We start from the raw sequence: 20,308 nt of genomic DNA, 5'->3' as shown, positions 1-20,308 counted from the left end.
AATAACAGTCAGTAATGCTGACCTTTCGTGCGAAATGGCCCATCTTCTTATCGTATGAGCCATTTTTCACACAAATTTTTAGGTCCGAAACGGATCAATTACTTTCGGAAGCGCCGCCAGCTCTCACAAACACTCCCCCTCAGATAGTCTGGAACGATACTCCGCATCGCCGCAGGCCTGATCCCGAGCGCTTGAAGATCGACCGCTCCCCGCTGCACCACATTGTCCACGCCCATCATCGCAACCTGATCGCGCGTCAGCAGATGTCCCGGCAGTGACTCAAGAACATCGGCCTCCAGTTTCGCCGCCCATCCCGGCACAGACACCAGAATCCGATGACGCCCCGACGCTTCCAGAACGAACGCCATCAAGTCCTTCATGCTCAGAACATCCGGTCCACCTGCTTCGACAGTCAGACCTTCGTGCCCCGGCTCAGTCAGTGTGACGATCGCCCGCGCCACATCACCAACATAGACCGGCTGAAACCGCGTCTTTGGCGCAAACACCGGCAGAACCGGGGAGAGCTTCGCAATCAGCGCGAACATGTTGAAGAAACTGTCCTGCGGCCCGAAAATCACCGAAGGCCGCAACATAACCGCCTCGGGAAAGACCTCCCGCACCATCCTTTCGGCCAGTCCCTTGCTGCGCCCGTAATTCCCCGGCGACGTCAGCGACGCGCCGATGGCCGACATATGCAGGTATTGCCCCACGCCCTCACGCCGCGCCACGAGCGCCGCAAGTCGCGCCCCTTCCACATTGACCCGATGCATCGCCTGCACGTCCGGCGACATGATGGACACCAGATTGATCCCCACATCAGCCCCGGCAAACACACGCTCCAGCGCAGCAGCGTCATTCACGGATGCCTTGATGAACTCCACACGCCCGTCACCCGGAAACCGCGCCAGTCCCTGATCGTCTTCGGGGTTTCGGCTCCCCACCCGCACGACGTGCCCCAAGGCCACGAGCCGTCCGACAAGTTCGCGCCCGACAAAGCCTCCTCCGCCCAGAACCGCCACAACCCTTGGACTGCGGCCTATTCCCTCTCCACTCGACGTCCCGTCCACGGAAAAATTTCTACGCATTTGCATTTTTCTTTCAGTTGGCTGTTGACGCCCCATACGTGGAGGGGTAAACGCCTCTTCACCGAGCCGGGATGCTTCAGGAAACTGAAAAAACTCCGGTGCTTTCTGAGCCCAGATGGCGGAATTGGTAGACGCGCAGGTTTCAGGTACCTGTGTCCGAAAGGACGTGGAAGTTCGAGTCTTCTTCTGGGCACCACAGACGATCAGGCAATAAATCGCCTCGATCCTCTGGTGATCAAAAAAATTTGGTGACGACAAATGAGTTCGCAAGACGCCATCCATCTTCATGACGGCGATCTGCCGGATGACTTTGATCTTGGCCCTGTCGTTGCCATCGATACCGAGACCATGGGTCTCAATCCCCATCGTGATCGCCTCTGCCTCGTCCAGCTCTCAGCCGGCGACGGGGAAGCCCACCTCGTGCAGATCAAACCGGTCTCCATGGGCGGCAGGGGCTATGACTGCCCAAACCTTAAAGCGCTCCTGACAGACGATTCCGTCACCAAGCTGATGCATTACGCACGCTTTGACGTCGCAGTCCTGCAGAACGCTTTCAATATTACGGTCCCATCTGTCATCTGTACCAAAATCGCCGCCCGGCTGGTCTATACCTTCACGGACCGTCACGGACTGGCCTATCTGTGCCGCGACCTCCTCGGCGTCGAAATCTCCAAACATCAGCAGAGTTCCGACTGGGGCGCCGAGACCCTCACCCCCGATCAGCTTCGCTATGCCGCATCGGACGTGCTGCATCTTCACGCATTGTGGGATAAGCTCGAAGCCATGCTGATCCGTGAAAACCGCCGCGACCTCGCGCAATCCTGCTACGATTTCCTTCCGGCCCGCTGCCGCCTCGACCTGCTGGGCTACGACGAGTCCGACATTTTCTCGCACCGCGCCTGAATTCCGGCCCACCTGATCATGAATCGCCCGTCGCCCGGTTTTTCCCGCACTGCTCTGGAATCGGCCTTCCAAACCATCTCCATCGAACGCAAAGGGCTGGAAGCGCTCGAACAGGCCCTCTCTGGCCCGCTCGGAGTTGCGTTCAGCGAAGCCGTTGACCGCATCGCAGAAAGTCGCGCGCGTCTGATCGTGACCGGAATCGGGAAATCAGGTCATATCGCCCGCAAAATTCAGGCAACCCTCGCCTCTACCGGCACACCGTCGTTGTTTCTGCACCCCGCTGAAGCCGCACATGGCGACCTTGGGATGGTGGCGCCCGGCGATCTGATCCTCGCTTTCTCCAATTCGGGCGAAACCGCAGAACTTGCAGCGATTCTGGCCTATGCTGCCCGGCAGAATCACTGCGTGATCGCTGTGACCGCCGTCGGCACCTCGGCCCTCGCCCGTGCCGCACAGATCCCGCTGGTCCTGCCCACCAGCGCCGAAGCCTGCCCGATGGGGCTGGCGCCAACGACGAGCACCCTGCTGCAACTGGCTCTGGGCGACGCGCTCGCCATTGCCCTGCTGGAAAAGCGCGGATTTACCGCCCGCGATTTCGGCGCTTTTCACCCCGGCGGCCTTCTCGGCGCGCGCCTCCGCCCGATCAGCGACCTCATGCATACCGGCGACGCTCTGCCCCTCGGACAGGGCAGCCTCCCGCTCCGCTCCGTCATTCTCGAGATGACACGCAAGTCATTCGGGTGCATGGGTGTCATTGATGACAATGGTGAACTTCAGGGCCTCATCACAGACGCCGATCTGCGCCGCGCCCTCTCCGGCGACCTCGACGCGACCACGGCCGCGGACGTCATGAATCCCGCCCCCATCACTGCACGTGCCGACACGCTGGCGCAGGACGTGTTGCATCTTATGAACCAGCGCGAGCGCCCCATCACGAGCATATTCATCGTGGACGCAGGACGCCGCCCTGCGGGAATCGTCCATATTCACGACCTCCTGCGAAGCGGCCTGTCATGAGCGACCCCACGCCTGATAACGGCGAACACCGCATCCGCCGGGAAGATTTCGACCCGAACCGGACAGAGAGTCTCGCCCGTCTCGACAACCTGCGCCGCGCCGCCTTCCAGCGGATCCGCCAAGCCCCCAACGCTCAGGAACTCGCCCGACGCCGCTCGCTTCTGGGATTCGCTAAATGGGCACTCCCGGGGCTCGCTCTCGTCCTCCTCAGTTCCATCGCGGCCTGGCCCGAGATCTCCCATCTCATGAACCAGAACCGCGCCGCCCTGAAGGAAATGGCCCGCCTGCGCGTGGAAAGCGGCAACATGGAACAGGCCACCTATCGCGGCCTCGACGCCCACGACCATCTTTACATGATCACGGCCCGCACCACCCACCAGCAGGGCCCGGATCGCGTGGACCTGGTAGAGCCGGTTGCCGACATCCAGCTTTCGGGCAATTCCTGGGCACATATCAAGGCTGATCGCGGCGTCTATATGCAGCACGAACAGACGCTCGATCTTGACGACAACGTCGTGCTCTACCGCGACGATGGTTTTCTCCTGAATGGCCCCTCCGCCGATCTGGACCTCAAGGCGGACGTCATCGCCTCGCGGGACTGGGTCCATGCGGAAGGTCCGTTCGGCACGCAGGATGCCCAAGGCTATTTTCTGGACCAGCATGCGGGTATCATGCAGTTTACGGGACCCGGACTGACGGTCCGCAACGATGACAACGGCCCTCCGAGTGCGGCGGCCCGCCTGCACCTGCAAGGACTGAAGACAGAGAAATGACCCGCCGTTCCGCAGCCTTCCTTCCCTTCCTGATCGCCCTTCCTCTGGCTCTTCCCTCCGCTCCTGCCTATGCGGACGGGCTGGACATGTCCCACGGTGAAGCCGTACAGCTGTTCTGGAAAAAGGAAGAAGTCTACGACCGCAATGCTCAGACCGTGACACTCACGGGCGGAGCGCGGGCCGTGCGCGGGGATACGACGGTCGATGCGGATACGCTGATCGGATATCTGCGCAAGAAAGCGCCTGCTCCCGGACAGCCCGCTCCTGCGCCGACACCGGCCGACGGCAAAAGCGCCAGCAGCAATGATCCGATGGGCGGTTCGCTTGAACTGTACCGGATCGAGGCGCGCGGTAATGTCCATATCTACAACCAGACCGATCAGGGCTGGGGCGATCATGCGCTGTACGACATGGATCAGGGTGTCATGGTCATGACCGGCAAGCATCTGAAGCTGACGACGCCGCAGGACATTCTGACGGCCCGCGACGTCATGGAATATCACGCCAAGACGCGCATGTCGGTTGGCCGGGGCGATGCGACCGTCACAACCAATGACGGCAAGCAGGTCAAGGCGGACGTGCTGGTCTCGTTCAGCAAACCTAACGACGCGCCTGCTCCGGGACAGTCTGCAAAACCGGGACAGGCGGCTGCAGATTCGTCCAATCCGATGGGCGGCGGTTCCTCGAAGCTCGACCGGGCCTATGGCTGGGGGCATGTCGTTCTGCGGACACCGACCCAGACCGCCACGGGCGATCGTGGCGTCTATGTTTTCGATACCCAGATCGCCCGCCTGATCGGCCATGTGCATGTCACGCAGGGGCAGAACCAGAACAATGGCTCGCAGGCCATCGTGAACATGAAGACCGGCATCGCAACCATGCTGCCGGGCACGGATTCCCCCATTCAGGGGCTCGTCGTGCCAAACGAGGCCAACAGCAGCCAGGCACCCAAGTGACAGACAGCCATATCCCCTCTCAGCCGCCCGCAACCGGTCTGGTCGCAAGCGGTATCGGCAAATCTTACAAGAAACGCGCCGTCGTCAAAAACGTCTCGCTTCAGGTGCAGCGCGGCGAAGCCGTCGGTCTCCTCGGCCCGAACGGCGCGGGCAAGACCACCAGCTTCTACATGATCGTCGGTCTCGTTCAGCCCGATACCGGCACCATCACGCTGGATGGCGCCGACATCACGCAGTTGCCGATGTATCGCCGCGCGCGCCTCGGTGTTGGCTACCTGCCGCAGGAAGCCAGTATTTTCCGTGGCCTGAATGTCGAGCAAAACATCATGGCCGCCCTTGAGGTCGTCGAGCCCGCCCCGGAAAAGCGGGACCTGATGCTCAATGGCCTTCTGGCGGAATTCGGCATCACCCATCTGCGCCGCTCTCCGTCGCTCGCGCTGTCCGGCGGTGAGCGCCGTCGACTGGAAATCGCCCGTGCGCTGGCCAGTCAGCCGAACTACATCCTGCTCGACGAGCCGCTCGCCGGTATCGATCCAATCGCAGTCGGTGAAATCCGCGATCTTGTCTCGCATCTGAAGGATCGTGGCATCGGTGTGCTGATTACGGACCATAACGTCCGCGAAACGCTCGAAGTTATTGATCGCGCCTACATCATGCATGGCGGTCAGGTGTTGATGGAAGGTACGCCCGAAGCCATCGTTGCGAACGAAGATGTCCGCCGGGTCTATCTCGGAGAGAATTTCTCGCTGTAACATGCCGGGATGCTTGTCCCGGGTCTGATCCAGCGTCAGTCGCAGTCTCTCGTCATGACGCCCCAGCTGCGTCAGGCGATTGCCCTGCTGCAATACACGCAGATCGATCTCGCCCAGCATCTGCGACAGGTCTGCGAAACCAATCCGCTCCTCATTCTGGAGCCCGGCGACACAGTGCCCGAAGCTGCACCGTCTTCGGAAGAGTTTCACGACGACGACCCGGACCACTTCACCACGCCCTCTGATCGCCCGGAAGCCGCGGCCCCGCTTCCATCTGCCCGGGACGATCTGATCCTCCAGATTCGCCTCTCTTTTCCTGCGAACGAACAGGATGCGGCGCTGCATCTTCTGGACAGTCTGGACGAAAGCGGTCGCCTTCCCGTTTCGGTATCGGATCTTGCAGACAACCTTCGCATGGAGGCGACAAAGCTCGAAGCCATTCGTCAGAGTCTCATGCATTTTGAACCTGTCGGGCTTTTCGCCAGATCGCTTGAAGAATGTCTGGCGGCGCAGCTCCGCGTCCGCAATCGCCTTGATCCCGCGATGCAGGTTTTGCTCGATAATCTGGACCTCCTCGCACGGCGGGACTGGCGCAGGCTGCGCGAGAAATGCGCTCTTGAGCAGGACGATCTGCTTGAGATGCTCGCCGAGATTCAGGCTCTCGATCCGCGTCCCGGCCTGACCCTGCCACCGCCCGAGCCCCCCATCGAACCCGATCTGATCGTCCGCCCCAACGGCGCTGGCTTCCGCCTGACCCTCAACACGCGCCTGCTGCCGAAACTCCGCTTTGATGACACGATGCGCGGACAGCTTGATGGACGCACGGATTCCGGAAAGACGCTCCTTGCCTGTGCGGCAGAGGCCACGGCCCTGATCCGCGCGCTGGACAGCCGCAAGCAGTCCCTGCTCACGGTTGGTCGCGCCATTGTGCAGCATCAGGCCGATTTTCTGCGCGATGGCCCCAGCGCCCTGCGCCCGCTGACCATGCGCGACATCGCCGAGCGCACGGAGCTGCATGAAAGCACCATCAGCCGCATCGTCAGCAGCAAATATATCGACACGCCACAGGGCACTGTCCCGCTCAGGCTGTTTTTTTCCACGGCTCTGACGTCCGAAGACGGCACGTCCCAGAGCGCCCATGCGATCCAGCATCGTCTACAGGCGCTCGTCTCGGCTGAAGGAGACAACGTCCTGTCCGACGATGCCCTGACGGCCCTTCTGCAAAAAGAAGGCTTCTCCATTCAACGCCGCACCGTTGCGAAATATCGTGAAGGGCTTGGCATTGCGAAGTCCAGCCAGCGCAAGCGACTGCGGCGCACGTCCTGACACTTCAAGCAAAGATGCAAAGCTTTGACAGGCTGACAGAATTTCCCTTACGGAGCCTGAATGTCCCACGCTCCGCTGCCTTTTATTGAAATCCCCTGGAGACCTCCCGAACAGGCACTTTCTGCCATGAAGGCTGCTCCCTGGGCCGCGTTTCTCGATAGCGGAGGCCCGGACACGGACGAACGTGCTCGCTGGACCTTTTTGTGCCTGTCCCCTGCCGAGACCCTCAACTGGCAGGGGGAAAACCTGTGCAGGAACGGCGTGCCCGTAGAGGGCGATGTCTGGACGCATCTGCGCGGTATGGCCGCTGCCGCGCCCCGTTGTCCAAAAGCGGAGGGCATCATTCCCTTTACGGGCGGGGTGATCGGGATGGTGAGCTACGAGGCAGGCATGGCTCTCGAAAACGTCCCGTCTCGTCATGTTTCGTCTGCGCCCAGACTGGTTGCGGCCTCCTTTACGGACATATTGGCGTTCGACCGGCATGAAGAACGCTGCTGGTGGATCAGTCAGACTGGAAACCCGGTCCCTGATCTGACCCAACCCGTCATCCGCTCCACAGCACCTTCCCTGCACTTTGCGCCTGAACAGTCCCGGGATGTCTGGACGGATGCAGTTCGCAGCATTGTCGATTTCATTCGGGCCGGGGATATTTTTCAGGCCAATCTGACGATGCGTTGGGTTGCAGAATGTGGTGACGATTTCGATGAACTGGCTGCCTATCGGACGTTGCGACAGACCTCGCCGGCTCCATTCAGGGCGTATCTGAAAACACCAGATTTTTCGCTGCTCAGTGCTTCTGTGGAACGGTTCATTTCACTCTCGCGGGATGGGCTGATCGAGACGCGTCCCATCAAAGGCACCATTGCCCTTGGGCACACTCTGGAAGACACAACCCGGAACAGCCGGATACTGGCTGCGGACGAAAAAGAGCTTGCCGAAAACCTGATGATTACGGATCTGATGCGGAACGATATTGGTCGTGTCTCGCAGATCGGCTCCGTCCGTGTTCCGCAACTCTCGAAGGTTGAGCAGTTTCCCCACGTCCTGCATCTGGTCTCAGCTGTTCAGGGACAGCTTCGACCCGAGCTGGACGCCATCGATCTGCTTCAGGCCACACTTCCGCCGGGTTCCGTCACGGGGGCACCGAAAAAACGGGCCATGGAGATCATCGACCTGCTGGAAGCCTCGGCCCGTGGAGCCTATTGCGGCAGCCTGTTCCGTATCGGGAATGACGGTGCAATGGACAGTTCCGTCATTATCCGCAGTCTGGCGAGATCGGGCGATACCGTCTCCGTCGGCGCAGGGGGCGGCATTACCGTGCTGTCCGATCCGATGCGGGAATATGAGGAAATGCTTCTGAAAGTCGCCCCGCTCCTGAAAGCGTTTGGAGCATGAGCACGACAGTCTGGCTCAACGGGCGCCTTCTGGACATTACAGATGCCCATATTGCCCCGAATGACCGGGGCTTTCTGCTCGCAGATGGTCTGTTTGAAACAATCCGCGTTGCTAACGGACAAACGCCTCATCTGGCACGGCATTTCGCACGGCTGGAAGAAGGGTGCGCGATCCTCCGCCTGTCTGCGCCAGACCGGACGCTGCTGACACAAGCCATATCCGACCTGCTCCATGTTACGAATCTGTCAGACGGATCGCTGCGCCTGACAGTCACACGGGGCACTGGACCGCGTGGCCTTGTGCCCCCCGCCACGTCGCATTCGACTGTTCTCATTCAGGCCACGGCTTCCATAATGACCGTGCCTGCTCCGGTCCGGCTAGGCCTCAGCCGCTACCGGCGGGACGGGGATTCTCCACTGGCGCGTGTCAAATCGCTGGCCTGTCTGCTCTCCGTTATGAGCCGCATGGAAGCCGTCGCAGCAGGACTGGACGATGCGCTTCTTCTGGGAACGACAGGGGCTGTTGCAGAAGCCAGTGCTGCGAACATCCTGTTTTTGCGGGAGGGATGCCTGCAAACGCCCCCCATCGCTGACGGCGCCCTGCCCGGAACGTCCCGCGCCCGACTGCTGGAAGGCGGTTTCTGCATGGAAGGCCGGCTTCTGCCGCAGGACCTCCAAACGGTGACGGGGGCGTGGCTGGTCAATGCGTTGTCCCTGACAGCCGTTTCGAGCATCGACGGCCATGATCTGCCCCTGCACGCAGAACTGGACCGTCGATTGAGAGCGTTTCTGTTTCCTGCCTGAACCGCCCCCGCTGATTGCTCTTATTTCAGCGCAGCAATCGCCGTCATTTCCACGCGCCATTCCGGAACGGCTAGCTTTGCTTCAACCGTGGCACGGGCTGGTTTGCTGTCCGTGTCTAGCCACGCATCCCAAGCGCGGTTCATCGCCCCGATTTCCGAAATATCCGTCAGGAAGATCTGCACCGACAGGATCCGGCTCTTATCCGTTCCCAGCGAGGCCAGAAGCGCGTCGATTTGGCGCAGGATATCAACCGTCTGCCCTTCCGTATCGAGCGTGGCATCGTCCGCGACCTGACCGGCCAGATAGGCCAGCCCGTTATGGACGACGACGCCTGCAAGGCGCTGCTCTTCGAGGTGACGGGAAATATCGGCGTTTTTGCTCATGGGGGCGGACCTTCTGAAAGAGGTTATTGAAGAAGCGTCGGGATCATTTCATGCTCAAGGATGGCGTCGAGCGCGCTTTCCTCGTCTTCTGCAACGGCCATGGGTGTGCCGTCGGCAGCGTGGATGGCCACGAGCATTTCGCCCTCATGCATGACGGATCTGACATAGGCGAGACGGGACATACCCAGCGTCAAAAGCTGCGGCCCCGTGATGCGGCGCAGATCCGCAGGTAGTTTTTCGTCCGAACGATCACCGTTTTCGAAGGGATTGTTCAATTCCGTTTCCTTTTGGAGCCGCAGCGGCTTCTGCCGTCCGGCCTTGGGTTCAGTCTGTAAAAATTGTAAGCGCGCGGCCGGTCTTATTCGTCGTCGATATCGCGCGCAGGACGCGTTGCGCGCCGGGTTTTCACGACAGGCGGCACCACTTCGTGGTGAACCGTCGGAGCAGGTGCCGGGCTCCTCCGCCCCTGCGAAATCGCAATCCGCTTGACCCGAACTTCGGGCTCGGGACGCAGAAGATCGATATGCAACAGGCCATTATCAAGCCATGCCCCACCAATTTCGATGCCTTCTGCTAGTACGAAGGCTTTATGGAACTGCCGCGCCGCAATGCCACGATGCAGGAAAATGCGCCCCTGACTGTCATCCGTCTGACGCCCACGGATCACGAGCTGGTTGTCTTCCTGCGTGATTTGCAGATCGTCCATGACGAAGCCCGCAACCGCCAGCGTAATCCGCAGGGCCGTGGAGCTGAGCTGCTCGATATTGTAGGGGGGATAGCCATCGGACGTCGACTTGGCAGCACGCTCAAGCATCTGCTCGAGGTGATCGAAGCCGAGGAACATCGGGGACGTGAACAGGCGACCGGACATAGGGCGAGAGCCTCCTCCATGAGCGAGACGTAAAACAGAGCCAGTCCCATTCTGCGGCAACTGGCTGGTCCTACGATATGGTGACCACCCCTAGGGATGCAAGCTCTGCTCTCAACCAAGCACGTGCAAAACCGACGTTAATGGCATGTTGCACTGCATGTTACACTGGCATTTGACGCCCGTGCTCGCTACATCGCAGGGCATGAGCGAATTCGATTTCCTGTCCGGCATCGACGATGTGCCGCCCACCCCGATCCTGATCGCCCCCCAGCCCGTGCTGCGGGAGGTCGCCCGCGAGGTCCGCCCCGAGGATATCGCCTTTATCCGCGATCAGCTTCCGGGCATGTTTTCCGCCATGTACAAGGCCCCCGGCATCGGCCTCGCCGCGCCGCAGGTCGGCCTTGGCATGCGCTTTGCTCTGGTGGACGTGGCCGAAGAAGACGCGCCGCGTGAGCCCATGCTGCTGATCAATCCGGAAATCGTTACGGATTCAGAGCAGATGGCGGCTCGCGAGGAAGGCTGTCTTTCGTTGCCGAACCAGTATGCCGAAGTCGTCCGCCCCGAATCGATCCGCGTGCGCTATCGCAACCTCGCCGGAGAGACGATCGAGCGTGATGCATCCGGCCTTCTCGCCACCTGCATCCAGCACGAGATGGACCATCTCGACGGCATCCTGTTCGTCGATCATCTCTCGACGCTCAAGCGCAACATGATCATGCGTCGCCTTGCCAAAGAGCAGAAGCTCGGAAGGCGCTGATTTCCGATGCGGCTGATTTTCATGGGAACGCCGGACTTTTCGGTCCCGGCGCTGCACGCGTTGCTCGAAGCAGGGCACGAGGTGGTTGCGGTCTACACACAGCCGCCGCGTCCGGCAGGGCGTGGCAAGGCGTTGCGTCGCTCTCCGGTTCATGAAGCCGCTGAAGCCGCCGGGATCGACGTGCGAACACCTGCCCGCGTTCGCCGGGACGCAACGGAGCACGCCGCTTTTGCTGCCCTGAATGCCGATGCTGCGGTGGTCGCCGCCTATGGCCTCATTCTGCCCAAGGAAATGCTGGCCGCTCCGCGTCTGGGGTGTCTGAACATCCATGCCAGCCTTCTGCCGCGCTGGCGTGGGGCTTCGCCCATCCAGTCCTCCATCCTCGCAGGCGATACCCTAAGCGGCGTTTCCATCATGCAGATGGATGAAGGCCTCGACACCGGCGCGGTTCTGCTGGAGGAGGCTACGCCCATCAGCGCGACCGATACCGCCAGCACGTTGCATGACCGTTTGTCCGAAATCGGGGGACGTCTGGTCGTCCGTGCGCTCGCCGAGCGGCCGACACCCGTGCCACAGCCCGCAGACGGCGTCACCTATGCCGAACGCCTGACCCGCGACGATGGCCGTATCGACTGGACGCGCACAGCAGCCGAGATTGACCGCCAGATTCGCGGCCTCACGCCTTGGCCCGGCGCGTTTACGACGCTCGATGGTGTTGTGCTAAAAATCGGCACGGCCACTCCGCTGCCGGACACAGCCCACAACGCCTCCCCCGGCACCACGCTCGACGACGCCCTGACGATCGCGTGTGGCGCCGGTGCGATTCGTATCGAGCGCCTTCAGAAGCCGGGGCGCAGCATGATGTCCGCCGCCGATTTCCTGCGCGGTCAGCCCGTGCCGAAAGGGATGGGACTTGTCTGACGCACAGGCTCAGGAGCATGAACCTTCCGGCCTGAACCGCTGGGCCTTACGCATCGAATATGACGGCACCGGCTATCTCGGCTGGCAGAAGCAGAATGACGGCGTCTCCATTCAGAGCCTGATCGAAGCTGCCGCCTCGAAACTGGTCCGCAACCGGCTCGTGCCCAGCATCACTGCCGGACGCACGGACGCAGGCGTCCATGCCGCTGGGATGGTCATCCATCTCGATTTCCCGGATGACGCCCCGATCGACGCCCGCCAGATCCGCGACGGCATGGGATATCATCTCAAGCCCCACCGTGTTGTTGTGCTCGAAGCCGCGCAAGTCGGGCCAGAGTGGAATGCGCGTTTCTCCGCCACATGGCGCAGCTACCGCTACACGATCCTGAACCGCCCTGCCCGTCCGGGTCTGATGGAAAACCGTGTCTGGCATATCAAGCGCCCGCTGGATGTGGATCTCATGCAGCAGGCCGCGAACCATCTCCTCGGCCCGCATGATTTCACATCCTTTCGTGCGGTCGCCTGTCAGGCCAGAAGTCCCGTTCGCACGCTGGACGTTCTGACGATCCGTCGCGAGGGCGAACTGGTCATGATCGACACGAAAGCGCGCTCCTTCCTGCATCATCAGGTCCGCAACATGGCCGGAACCCTGATGATGATCGGCGCGGGTCTGTGGCCGGTCGAAAAAATGATTGAGATTCTGGAAGCGAAAGACCGCTGTGCCGCAGGACAGACGGCCCCGCCGGAAGGGCTCTGCCTGATGGATGTCGGCTATCCCGACAATCCGTTCAGCAGGACCTAAAACGAGATCCCGAGCAGATCCACCACCGCATTGTAATGCGGCGGCAGAAGCCACAGAATCCAGAGGAATGCGGCAACCGGCAGAGTCTGAAGAAGCGTCATGACGAAGGCGTGCCACCCTGTCGTCAGAAGCCCGACTTTCGTGACGTACCAGGTCAGCCACAGCGTATAAAGCTGTGCCCCGAAGGCGAGACCGGCCAGCGCCTGACCGGAGGCCGCAGCCCCTGGAAACACAAGATGCAGCACGCCTTGGGCCACAATGAGCATGACCAGCGGCAGCCAGCCACACCATAAAGAGGCTGTCGCATAGCGCGTCCACAGCCCCTTGCGGCTCAGAAAAACCGCGTAAAGCTCTGACACTACAAGCTGCAACAACGTGCAGACCAGCGGCACCACCGCCCGTACCAGTCCCATGACCCGTTCGGCAGGCGGCAGCATGAAGGCCATCCACACACCGATGAGCGCCAGTGCGATCGTGGGTGCCAGAGCCGCGAACAGCGCACCTGCTCCCGGAGCGAAACAGTTGATCCCTTCGGAACGCCCGCGCCCTAGAAGCCACACACCCAGCGGGATGGCCATGTTCCCGGAGGGAGGAAACGAACCCTGCCGTCCGGAATTCACAGCCCGTATCCTTCCATGAACGCCAGATAGATCCGCGTCAGATCCTCCAGCGTTTCAAGTCCCACATGCTCGTCCCGTTTGTGCATGGTCGCCCCCACAAGACCGAACTCCGCAACGTCGCAATAGCGCGAGATGAAACGCGCATCGGACGTACCGCCGCCGGTATCGAGCCGGGGCGTACGCCCCGTCACCTGACGCACGGCATCCGACAGGCACGTTACGGCCTCTCCGGGCTGCGTCAGAAAAGCCTCACCGCTGATGGACACCTGCACATCAGCTGAAGGCGCGTGACGCCGGACGACATCTTCGATCCACGCCGTTAAAGCGGCCCCGGTGTGCAGGTCATTGAAACGGATGTTCAGCCGCCCGATGGCCTGCGCCGGAATGATATTGGTTGCGGGATTGCCCACGTCGATACTGGTGACCTGAAGCGAAGATGGATCAAACCATTCGCTCCCCGCATCCAACTCGCGCGCCGTCAGTTCGGAAAACGCTGCCAGAAGACGATGAACCGGGTTATCCGCCAGATGCGGATACGCCACATGCCCCTGAATGCCCTGAACGGTCACCACGGCGTTCATGCTGCCGCGTCGGCCGATCTTGATGACATCGCCCAGAACCTCGGGATTCGTGGGTTCACCCAGCAGACAGAAATCCGGAAGCTCTTCCCGTTCAGCAAGCCATTCGATGACTGGCTTCGTCCCGAAATGCGCGGGGCCCTCCTCATCTCCCGTAATCAACAGGGAGATGGAGCCGTTCAGCGGCCCCTGCTTCAGACGCCGGGCTACGGCAGCCACGAAACAGGCCACGCCGCCCTTCATGTCCGCAATGCCGCGTCCATAAAGCCGACCGTCCTGAACCACAGCTGCAAACGGATCATGCGCCCAGCCTTCGCCGGGCGGCACAACATCTGTATGTCCCGCAAAGCAGAGCACGGGATATCCCGACCCCAGCCGGGCATACAGATTGGGCGTCGGCGCCTCAGCGGGGCCGAAAGGAAGATGGACTGTCTCAAAACCCATCCCCTCCAGCACACCTGCCAGAAGCGCCTGTGCGCCCCCATCGGCCGGGGTCACGGACGGGCAACGCAGCAGATCCTGCGCCAGTGTCACGGGATCTGTCGGCAGGTGTGATCCGCTCACGACACTCAGTCGCGCAGGAGGTCGTTGATGGAGGTCTTGGAGCGCGTCCGCTCATCCACACGCTTGACGATCACCGCACAGGCCAGAGACGGCATGCCCGGCTCTTTCGGCGGCAGCGTGCCCGGAATGACGACGGAATAGGCCGGGACGCGGCCCATGAAAATCTCACCGGTCGCACGGTCCACGATCTTGGTGGACGCTCCGAGGAACACACCCATCGACAGAACGGAACCCTTCTCGACCACGACGCCTTCGGCCACTTCCGAACGCGCCCCAATGAAGCAGTCGTCCTCAATGATGACCGGAGCAGCCTGCAACGGCTCCAGCACTCCGCCGATCCCCGCACCACCACTGATGTGGCAGTTCTTGCCGATCTGGGCGCACGAACCGACGGTCGCCCAGGTGTCGATCATCGTGCCGCTGTCGACGCGTGCGCCTACATTCACGAAGCTCGGCATCAGCACCACATTCGGCGCAATGAAGGCGGAACGACGCACGATCGCACCCGGAACAGCACGGAAACCGGCTTCGGCGAAACGGAACTGGTCCCAGCCGTCAAACTTCAGTGGAACCTTGTCGAAGGCCGGCTCACCACCGCAGCCGCGTTCCATGACACGGCTGTCGTTCAGACGGAACGACAAAAGAACGGCTTTCTTCAGCCATTCGTGAACAACCCAGCCGTTTTCGGAAGGCTCGGCGACACGCAGGGTTCCGGCATCAAGTCCGGACAGGGCTTTTTCCACGACGTCGCGGTCTTCGCCTTCCGTACGGGCGCTGAGAGTCGTACGACGCTCCCACAGGGCTTCGATGGCAGTACGAAGGGGTGCATTCGGCATCAGGTCGTTCCGGTCAGAAAAGCAGAAAATCCGCCGGACCATGCGGTTCTCGACGGTGCATGTCAACGGATCTTTACCCCGGAGTTCACCTTACACACATTCGCGCGTTGTTCATGAATCCTTAATCCGTCAAGCTTATGAAAGCGAGGGGCTTTGACTGGCTGGCCCAACCTAGAGCTTTCTGCGGGATATGTCACTCTTGCCTGATATACGTTCCTTGATGTCCCAGTTCGTGAATCCATCTGCGGCAGGCAAAACGCAGCAGGACCTGCGGAACATGCTGGCGTCCACGCTGGAAAGCCGTGAACGATGGCGCTCCCTGCTTTATCAGGCGGTAGATCTGGTCTTCGAGACAGACAGCCGAAGTCGCATCATTCTCATTTCCCCGGACACATGGCTCGGGCAGCCGACCACTCCTCTGATCGGGCATCCTTTCAGCGCATTATGCGATTCTGTAGATATTCTTCAGCCCCATACGGGCACGCCCGCTTCCATCACGCCCCCGCAAGGGCCGCCTCTGACCGCGATCTTGTCTTCCTGCCCGTTTCACGATAGCGAAGGACGCATTACAGGAACACGCGGCACACTCACAGCCGTTTCCGCGCCCCTTTCCAGCCTTACAAACGAATCCGTCCCTGTCCCCGAACACGATGGAATCGCCATTCTTGCTGCCGTGACGACAGCTTTGCGCAAGGCGATCGTACCCCGACTGGCCGCTGCTTCCGCCATGGAGGCTCTGCTGGAGCCACTCGCCGCCGAGGGTGCCCTGCTGGATACGGCAGCTCCCGAAACACTTCTGTTCAGTTCCTCAAGTCTGACAGACGACATTCAGGCCGTTCTCTCCGCCACTCCCGCACAGACAGGGACAATCGTTTTCAGAGCTGGTACCCGCTATGCCATGATCTGTCGCGAAAACATCCGCAGTCTCGAACAGATGTGTCTGGTTGTCTGGCGCGCGACCTCATGGTCACTGCCGGAACAGCAACTCTGTCAGGCCGTCTGCTCCCTGCTGGCGGGTTTTTGGGAACTGGACAGCATTCATCGCCGGATCCTGCTCGATTCCGACTATGATGTTTCCTCCAATCTGCTGAACTGGCAGGGTTTGAAAGCGGAAATAGACCGCCGCACCCGCCGTCTGGATCAGGAGGTTATGCCCGCCACTCTGATCATCGCGCGCGTTCCCGGCCTGACGGAACTCTCAAAAACACGGGGGTTTGAAGCAGGCGAAGAAGCCCTCAGGCAATGCGTCGCACTGCTCCGCAAAGCGGTTCGTCCCACGGACGCAATAGGCCGCATCAGTAATAATATTTTCGGGCTTTGGATGGATGGCGGCGATCGTTTCGCAGCGGCCGAACGGGCCGAACGCATGACGGCGCACGGCATTCCCATCCTGATCGACCCTCCCGTTCATCTCCCGTTGCAACTCGGGCTCGTCTCCCGTGAAGCCAATGCCGAGGAAACACCGGAAAGCCTGCTGGAGCGCGGGATGCTGGCTTTACAGGAAGGACTGGCCGAAAACAGAAAATGGCGCTTCTCACACGAAGCGCCATAATCTCCAGCCCAATTCAAACGTCAGGCCGCTTAGGCCTTGATGAGCGTCCCCGGGCCTGCCCGTGTGAAAAGCTCCAGAAGACAGCTATGCGGCACACGGCCGTCCAGAATGACAGCCGCCTTAGCCCCCTGACGAACGGCTTCAAGGCAGGTTTCGACCTTCGGAATCATGCCTCCCGAAATCGAACCATCTGCAATCCGGCGCAGGGCCTCTTCCGCGCTCAGTTCCTCAATAAGCTTGCCGTTTTCATCCAGCACACCCGGAACATCCGTCAGCATCAGCAGACGCGAGGCATGGACCGCACCGGCAATCGCACCCGCTGCCGTATCGGCGTTGATGTTATAGGTTTCGCCGTCCGCACCCACGCCAACCGGAGCAATCACAGGGATCAGCCCGGCCCCGAGCAGCGCATAGAGGACCCGCGGATCAATCTTTTCCGGCTGCCCGACGAAACCAAGATCAATGACCTTTTCGATCTCACTGTCCGGATCGCGCTTTGTCCGTGTCAGGCGGCGCGCCTGCAGCAGACCACCATCCTTGCCGGAAATACCGACAGCCAGTGCGCCAGCCCGGTTAATCAGTTCGGCGACCTGTTTGTTGACGCTGCCTGACAGAACCATCTCGATCACGTCAACCATCGACTGGTCCGTAACCCGAAGGCCGTCAATGAATTCGGAGCGGATTTTGAGACGGTCCAGCATTGCGCTGATCTGCGGTCCGCCACCATGCACCACAATCGGATTGATCCCGACCAGCTTGAGCAGAGCGATATCATAGCCGAACGCATGCGCCAGCTTGCCCTCACCCATGGCATGGCCGCCATATTTAACGACAATCGTGTCCCCGGCATACCGGCGTAGGAACGGCAGGGCACTGGACAGGATGGCCGCCTGTGCCTGCGCTTCTTCCGCATTCACAACCGGAGGCACATCCGGCAGTTTGTCGCTGTGGGTCTTGCTGGTCATGATCCGGACTGTCCTTCCCCTGACGTCTCGAGTGGCACGGCAAAACGGGCAATTTCCGCCCGCAGATCCTCGATCCCGAAACCGGTCTCGCTGCTTGTGGAGATGATCCGCGGATAGGCGGCGGCATGCTTGAGCGCCAGCGCTTCGACTTCAGCGGTCTTTGCTGCGAGCGCCTTGGGGCGTACCTGATCGCATTTGGTCAGCACGATCTGGAACACTACGGCAGCACGATCCAGCAATTCCATGACGTCTTTATCGGACGCCTTGAGCTCGATCCGCGCATCCAGAAGCAGAATGACCCGCTCCAGCGTGGTGCGCCCCCGAAGATAGGCGAACATCATGTCCTGCCAGTCTTCCTTGACCGACTTCGCAGCCTTGGCAAACCCGTAGCCCGGCATATCTACAAGAGAGATCCGGTCAGCGAGATTGAAGAAGTTGAGCTGCTTGGTCCGCCCCGGCTCGGAAGAGGCCCGTGCCAGCGCACGACGCCCCGTCAGCGCATTGATGAGGCTCGATTTGCCAACATTGGAGCGTCCGGCAAAAGCCACTTCGGGCCGACCGATGGGAGGAAGCTGGTCGATCTTCTGCGATCCGAAGAAGAACTCACATTCTCCAGCGAACAGAAGCCGCCCATCCTCGATCTGGGCCTCGGTCGGAGGCCCGGGTATTTCTTTCATCATGCCTCAGGTCCGGGACACCGGAACGGGGAGAGCGGTCCGGCGCTGTATGAACATCTGCTGCGCGACCGTCAGCAGGTTATTCCATGTGTAATAGACCAGAAGGCTGGCCGGGAAGCCGGACATGAAGAACACATAAGCCAGCGGCATGAACTGCATCACGCGTGCCTGCGCCGGATCAAGGCTTGCGGTCGAACTGGTCTGGCGCTGTAGCAGCCAGAACGTCAGGCCGAGCGCCGCCCCCCAGATGCTGACATGCAGGAATGAGGAATAATGCGTCGGATCGAAGGGCAGCAGTCCGAACAGGTTAAAGACGTTCGTCGGGTCCGGCATCGACAGATCGCGGATCCAGCCGAAGAACGGCGCATGACGGGCGTCAATGCTGATATTCAGGATTTTGTACAGGCAGAAGAAGATCGGAGCCTGGATCAGCATCGGCAGACAACCGCTGGCCGGGCTGACCTTCTCTTCGCGATACAACGCCATGACCTTCTGGTTCATGGCCATCGGATCGTCCTTGTTCTTCTCCCGGATTTCCTTGACCTTGGGTGCCAGCAGACGCATCCGCGCCGAAGACTGGGCCGCCTTGGAGGCCAGCGGGAAGAGAACGATCTTGACGATCAGCGTCAGCGCCATCAGCGCAAGACCGAAATTGCCGATATGCAGATACAACCAGTGCAGAAGCGTCAGCAGCGGACGGGTCAGGAAGCTGAACCAGCCGAAGTCAATCGCCTTATCCAGATCAGGGATTCCAAGCTGCTTACTGTAAGCCTGCAACAAGCTGAGGACCTTGGCACCGGCAAAGACATGGCTTTTTTCGGTGATGGAGCCGTTCGGCATGATCTGCTGGGGAGCCTGTGTGGACATCCCAACCTGATATGATGCCGGCGCGCCCGGGACATAAGCGAAGCTCGCCATAACGGGCGTGCCGTCCGCAGGCGCCACGGCTGTCAGCCAGAACTTGTCACTGATACCATCCCAGCCGCTCGTTCCCGTCGAAGACCAGGAGACATGGTCCGGGTGGTCAGCACCCTTGCGAAGGTTCTTGTAGCTCTCGTCCTGCATCCGGCCACCGACGACCGCGATCGGACCTTCATGCGCGGTGAAAGCCCCTTCCGGCGCGTCATAGTCCCGCTGGACGCGCTGAAACGGCACAAGCGCCACAGGCTGCGCGGAGTGGTTCTCGACCGTCTGGTTCACGGCAAACATATAGTGGTCGTCCAGCCCAATCTGGATGGAGAACACCAACCCCTGCCCGTTATCCCAGTGCAGCGTCACCGGATGGTCCGGCGTCAGCGTTTCGTCCGCACTGTCCCAGACCGTGTTCAGGTCCGGCACATGGGCGTTGGAGCCGGGAGCATTCGTCCAGCCGATCACAACGAAATTTGGATGCGCGCTTCCCGCTTTGTCCAGCAACCGCACGAGCGGGCTGTTTTTGGCAAGCGTCTCGCGATATTTCGTGAGAATCAGATCATCCAGAACAGCGCCCTTCAGATTGACGGATCCCTTCACGTCCGGTCCGGATAGTGGGATACGCCGTGCGGCAACCTGCGTCTCCGCAGATGTGTCAGACGCGGCAGCAGGCGCGCTGGACTGAACCTGCGCAGCGGGCGCATGAGGGACGGAATGGGGATCGTCCTGATGGGGCTTCGGCATGAAATAGTCGAAACCGATCAGGATAAGGGCCGAGAGAAGTGTGGCCGCAATAATGCGCTTGATGTCCATCGGGCGGATGCCGGTCTTTCGTCTCACTGAATGGGGCTTGCGCTTCA

Annotated in this window: 22 protein-coding genes and 1 tRNA gene; 13 read left to right on the top strand and 10 right to left on the bottom strand. The window is 60.8% G+C overall.

Annotated elements, in window-relative coordinates:
• Nucleotides 1-98 precede the first annotated feature (98 nt).
• Nucleotides 99-1,085 (bottom strand): complex I NDUFA9 subunit family protein, encoded by a 987-nt coding sequence (locus JK208_RS01965; RefSeq protein WP_211574130.1) that lies wholly within the window; start codon nucleotides 1,083-1,085, stop codon nucleotides 99-101.
• A 109-nt stretch (nucleotides 1,086-1,194) separates the two neighbouring features.
• On the opposite strand from JK208_RS01965, the gene JK208_RS01960 reads away from it, so the two are divergent.
• The 9 genes from JK208_RS01960 to JK208_RS01920 all read left to right on the top strand — a co-directional run bounded on the left by JK208_RS01960 (nucleotide 1,195) and on the right by JK208_RS01920 (nucleotide 9,010).
• Nucleotides 1,195-1,281: transfer RNA gene (locus JK208_RS01960), tRNA-Leu, on the top strand.
• A gap of 62 nt (nucleotides 1,282-1,343) precedes the next feature.
• A complete protein-coding gene (locus JK208_RS01955) occupies nucleotides 1,344-1,988 on the top strand; it encodes a ribonuclease D (RefSeq protein WP_211574129.1) in 645 nt (214 codons plus the stop codon).
• A gap of 18 nt (nucleotides 1,989-2,006) precedes the next feature.
• Complete coding sequence (locus JK208_RS01950; protein ID WP_211574128.1) at nucleotides 2,007-3,005, top strand: SIS domain-containing protein; 999 nt, start codon at nucleotides 2,007-2,009, stop codon at nucleotides 3,003-3,005.
• Nucleotides 3,002-3,778: an LPS export ABC transporter periplasmic protein LptC gene (lptC, locus tag JK208_RS01945; protein ID WP_194254382.1), complete on the top strand. Its 777-nt coding sequence runs from the start codon at nucleotides 3,002-3,004 to the stop codon at nucleotides 3,776-3,778. Before JK208_RS01950 ends, lptC begins: the two co-directional genes overlap by 4 nt.
• Nucleotides 3,775-4,734 (top strand): LptA/OstA family protein, encoded by a 960-nt coding sequence (locus JK208_RS01940; protein WP_211574127.1) that lies wholly within the window; start codon nucleotides 3,775-3,777, stop codon nucleotides 4,732-4,734. The genes lptC and JK208_RS01940 overlap by 4 nt, the downstream gene beginning before the upstream one ends.
• Nucleotides 4,731-5,486: an LPS export ABC transporter ATP-binding protein gene (gene lptB, locus JK208_RS01935; protein WP_211574126.1), complete on the top strand. Its 756-nt coding sequence runs from the start codon at nucleotides 4,731-4,733 to the stop codon at nucleotides 5,484-5,486. Before JK208_RS01940 ends, lptB begins: the two co-directional genes overlap by 4 nt.
• A 9-nt stretch (nucleotides 5,487-5,495) precedes the next feature.
• Nucleotides 5,496-6,812 carry an RNA polymerase factor sigma-54 gene (rpoN, locus tag JK208_RS01930; RefSeq protein ID WP_211574125.1) on the top strand — a complete coding sequence of 439 codons (1,317 nt, stop codon included), beginning with the start codon at nucleotides 5,496-5,498 and terminating at the stop codon, nucleotides 6,810-6,812.
• Nucleotides 6,813-6,872: 60 nt separating this feature from the next.
• Nucleotides 6,873-8,207 (top strand): anthranilate synthase component I family protein, encoded by a 1,335-nt coding sequence (locus JK208_RS01925; RefSeq protein WP_211574124.1) that lies wholly within the window; start codon nucleotides 6,873-6,875, stop codon nucleotides 8,205-8,207.
• Entirely contained in the window at nucleotides 8,204-9,010 is an 807-nt protein-coding gene (locus JK208_RS01920) for an aminotransferase class IV (protein WP_211574123.1), read from the top strand. Before JK208_RS01925 ends, JK208_RS01920 begins: the two co-directional genes overlap by 4 nt.
• Before the next feature lie 20 nt (nucleotides 9,011-9,030).
• Here the strand turns inward: JK208_RS01920 and JK208_RS01915 are convergent, their stop codons facing one another.
• The 3 genes from JK208_RS01915 to JK208_RS01905 form a co-directional block, all read right to left on the bottom strand.
• Nucleotides 9,031-9,393: a RidA family protein gene (locus JK208_RS01915; RefSeq protein ID WP_194261553.1), complete on the bottom strand. Its 363-nt coding sequence runs from the start codon at nucleotides 9,391-9,393 to the stop codon at nucleotides 9,031-9,033.
• A gap of 23 nt (nucleotides 9,394-9,416) precedes the next feature.
• Nucleotides 9,417-9,668, bottom strand: a complete 252-nt coding sequence (locus JK208_RS01910; protein ID WP_062033464.1) for a DUF1150 family protein — start codon at nucleotides 9,666-9,668, stop codon at nucleotides 9,417-9,419.
• Nucleotides 9,669-9,751: 83 nt separating this feature from the next.
• Nucleotides 9,752-10,264: an Hsp20 family protein gene (locus JK208_RS01905; protein WP_062033469.1), complete on the bottom strand. Its 513-nt coding sequence runs from the start codon at nucleotides 10,262-10,264 to the stop codon at nucleotides 9,752-9,754.
• Nucleotides 10,265-10,466: 202 nt separating this feature from the next.
• Between JK208_RS01905 and def the strand changes: the two genes are divergently transcribed.
• From def to truA, 3 genes are read left to right on the top strand one after another with little or no spacing between them, the layout of a single operon-like run.
• Nucleotides 10,467-11,021 (top strand): peptide deformylase, encoded by a 555-nt coding sequence (gene def / locus JK208_RS01900; protein ID WP_099285342.1) that lies wholly within the window; start codon nucleotides 10,467-10,469, stop codon nucleotides 11,019-11,021.
• 6 nt (nucleotides 11,022-11,027) lie between these two features.
• Nucleotides 11,028-11,942 (top strand): methionyl-tRNA formyltransferase, encoded by a 915-nt coding sequence (gene fmt / locus JK208_RS01895; protein ID WP_211574122.1) that lies wholly within the window; start codon nucleotides 11,028-11,030, stop codon nucleotides 11,940-11,942.
• Nucleotides 11,935-12,744: a tRNA pseudouridine(38-40) synthase TruA gene (truA, locus tag JK208_RS01890; RefSeq protein ID WP_194261555.1), complete on the top strand. Its 810-nt coding sequence runs from the start codon at nucleotides 11,935-11,937 to the stop codon at nucleotides 12,742-12,744. The genes fmt and truA overlap by 8 nt, the downstream gene beginning before the upstream one ends.
• On the opposite strand, the gene JK208_RS01885 is transcribed toward truA, so the two are convergent.
• Genes JK208_RS01885 through dapD form a run of 3 tightly spaced genes read right to left on the bottom strand, consistent with a single transcriptional unit; the run spans nucleotide 12,741 to nucleotide 15,342 of the window.
• Nucleotides 12,741-13,364: a hypothetical protein gene (locus tag JK208_RS01885; protein ID WP_349291951.1), complete on the bottom strand. Its 624-nt coding sequence runs from the start codon at nucleotides 13,362-13,364 to the stop codon at nucleotides 12,741-12,743. The genes truA and JK208_RS01885 overlap by 4 nt on opposite strands.
• Nucleotides 13,361-14,506, bottom strand: a complete 1,146-nt coding sequence (gene dapE, locus JK208_RS01880) for a succinyl-diaminopimelate desuccinylase (protein ID WP_211574121.1) — start codon at nucleotides 14,504-14,506, stop codon at nucleotides 13,361-13,363. The genes JK208_RS01885 and dapE overlap by 4 nt, the downstream gene beginning before the upstream one ends.
• Nucleotides 14,507-14,511: 5 nt before the next feature.
• A complete protein-coding gene (gene dapD / locus JK208_RS01875; protein WP_099285558.1) occupies nucleotides 14,512-15,342 on the bottom strand; it encodes a 2,3,4,5-tetrahydropyridine-2,6-dicarboxylate N-succinyltransferase in 831 nt (276 codons plus the stop codon).
• A gap of 220 nt (nucleotides 15,343-15,562) precedes the next feature.
• Here dapD and JK208_RS01870 point away from each other — a divergent pair, with 220 nt between their 5' ends.
• Nucleotides 15,563-16,894 (top strand): GGDEF domain-containing protein, encoded by a 1,332-nt coding sequence (locus tag JK208_RS01870; RefSeq protein WP_249201871.1) that lies wholly within the window; start codon nucleotides 15,563-15,565, stop codon nucleotides 16,892-16,894.
• A 29-nt stretch (nucleotides 16,895-16,923) separates the two neighbouring features.
• On the opposite strand, the gene argB is transcribed toward JK208_RS01870, so the two are convergent.
• Genes argB through yidC form a run of 3 tightly spaced genes read right to left on the bottom strand, consistent with a single transcriptional unit; the run spans nucleotide 16,924 to nucleotide 20,261 of the window.
• Nucleotides 16,924-17,859 carry an acetylglutamate kinase gene (gene argB, locus JK208_RS01865; RefSeq protein WP_194261559.1) on the bottom strand — a complete coding sequence of 312 codons (936 nt, stop codon included), beginning with the start codon at nucleotides 17,857-17,859 and terminating at the stop codon, nucleotides 16,924-16,926.
• Entirely contained in the window at nucleotides 17,856-18,536 is a 681-nt protein-coding gene (yihA, locus tag JK208_RS01860; protein ID WP_194261669.1) for a ribosome biogenesis GTP-binding protein YihA/YsxC, read from the bottom strand. The genes argB and yihA overlap by 4 nt, the downstream gene beginning before the upstream one ends.
• A 6-nt stretch (nucleotides 18,537-18,542) precedes the next feature.
• A complete protein-coding gene (gene yidC / locus JK208_RS01855) occupies nucleotides 18,543-20,261 on the bottom strand; it encodes a membrane protein insertase YidC (RefSeq protein ID WP_211574324.1) in 1,719 nt (572 codons plus the stop codon).
• Nucleotides 20,262-20,308: the final 47 nt, after the last annotated feature.

It is taken from the genome of Gluconobacter sp. Dm-74 (genome assembly GCF_018256135.1).
Classification (GTDB): Bacteria; Pseudomonadota; Alphaproteobacteria; order Acetobacterales; family Acetobacteraceae; genus Gluconobacter; species Gluconobacter cadivus.
Note: the sequence above shows the minus strand (reverse complement) of the source record. Positions and strands in the feature narration are given on the sequence as shown.